This is a genomic window from Geobacter argillaceus (genome assembly GCF_007830735.1).
GTDB classification, from domain to species: domain Bacteria; phylum Desulfobacterota; class Desulfuromonadia; order Geobacterales; family DSM-12255; genus Geomobilibacter; species Geomobilibacter argillaceus.
The window spans coordinates 1-1659 of the sequence record NZ_VLLN01000064.1; the positions used below are offsets into that span (position 1 = coordinate 1).

At 60.8% G+C, this 1659-nt stretch carries 2 protein-coding genes; both read right to left on the reverse strand.

Annotated features, from left to right (window positions below; all coding sequences use genetic code 11):
• A partial coding sequence (locus tag JN12_RS20330) for a WD40/YVTN/BNR-like repeat-containing protein (RefSeq protein ID WP_246125941.1) occupies positions 1 to 455 on the reverse strand: 455 nt, incomplete at its 3' end.
• Positions 456 to 573: 118 nt separating this feature from the next.
• Positions 574 to 1659 (reverse strand): DUF1329 domain-containing protein (locus JN12_RS20335; protein WP_145026378.1); only part of this gene is annotated, 1086 nt, incomplete at its 5' end.

The following is a 1659-nucleotide window of genomic DNA, read 5'->3' on the forward strand; positions in this document are numbered from 1 at the left end:
AGGACCTGGGCCGCGGCCCGGCCGTCGAACTGCTTGACCCAGTTGGCCCCGCCATCGCTCGAGTGCAGCACCACCCCGTCGTGGCCGACCGCCCACCCCTTCTGTGCGGACGGGAAATGCACGGCCAACAGGTCGGAGCTGACCGGCACGGTAGACTGGGTCCAGTTCTTGCCCCGGTCATCCGAATAGACGATATGGCCATGCTGGCCAACGCCCACCACCCTGGTCCCGGCCAGCGTGACGCTGGTGAGGAGCGTCTGGGCGGCATGACTGCTCTTGGCGGCCGGTGTATCGAGAACATCCTGGAAAAGTGCCTCGGCGCCGGCTTTCTCGTTCTTCTGGTCAGCCGGCTTGGCCTGCGCCTCCAACAGACCCGGGAACCTGGCCCCGGAGACAACGGCGGCGAGTAACATGACGGCTGTCAACAGCACGATGGTTTTCGTTCTCGATTTCATAGCTTCTCCCGGCGTCGCTTCCTACGCCCGTGGTTTCGGTCCTACAGATGCTACAGATGCAAACGGTCTGCACGCTCCCGCCGGTGGCCCCGGCGGGAGCGCTTGTGTCGGTCAACTGTCAGCGAATGCCGCCACCGGACAGTGAATCGGCGGTCCAGTCCTTGGCCGGGAAAGCATGGCCGGGGTAGAGAATTCCCTTCTGGCCCGGTGCCGGCAGGGCGTTGATGGCGTAGGAGTTGGTAACCAGGTCGGTGATGGAAAAACTGTCCGGGAACAGGCAGGGGACATCGTACTGCTGAACCAGGTAGTTCATCCCCACCCGGTACAACTGACCGCGGCCGTCGTACTCGTCACTCAAGGCGGCGGCCCAGCTGTCCTCATCGAGGTAAAAGGTACGTTTGGCGTAAAGGTGCCGTTTGCCCGGCTTCAGGGTCCCTTCCACCACCCAGACCCGGTGCAGTTCCCAACGGACCAGGTCGGGGTTGAGATGGTTCGCTTTCAACAGATCTTTCTCGTGATTGGTCCAGTAGATCATCTTGTATTCGTTGTACGGGATGTACATCTCCTTCTTGCCGACGATCTTGAAGTTGTACCGCTCCATGGAGCCGCTGAAAAGGAACAGGTCGTCCCAGGTCGTCTGGCCGGAGTAAATCGAACTGGGGGTATCGAAGGAAAGCTCTGGCGCCAGCTTAGTCCGGCGCTGACCGGGCAGATACTGCCAGGCTTTTCGCTTCTCGTTGAACGAGTCAAGCGGATCGATCAATAGAAACGACTCACCCACCCGACGGGCCGGCCCCACGAAATAGACCTTGAGCGCGTAGTAGTCTTTGGCGTCCGGCTTGGCAGGATCATAATAGAAATACTCCTGAGTAACATTGCCCTCGGTCTGGAGGGTCGGCCGGCCAGTGGAGTCAACAGTGTAGGAGCGGTACCGCTCTTCATAGGTCAGGCCGTTATAGTGCAGCAGATGGTTCCACATCGCCTCGAAGCCGTCGTTCGGGATGGGGAACGGAAACCCGCCATGGGCGCCGGTAAAGGACAAGCCGCCGTTGCTGGTCTTGGCCGTGGTTGCTGCCTTCACGGTGTTGTCGGTCACGTACCTGGGGAAGGCCGCGGTCCGGTGGGTCTTGTAGACGTCCAGCCGGAAGGTCGGGTACTTCTTCAGCATCGCCTTGACCCCTTCGGACAGCTTGTCCGAGTACTG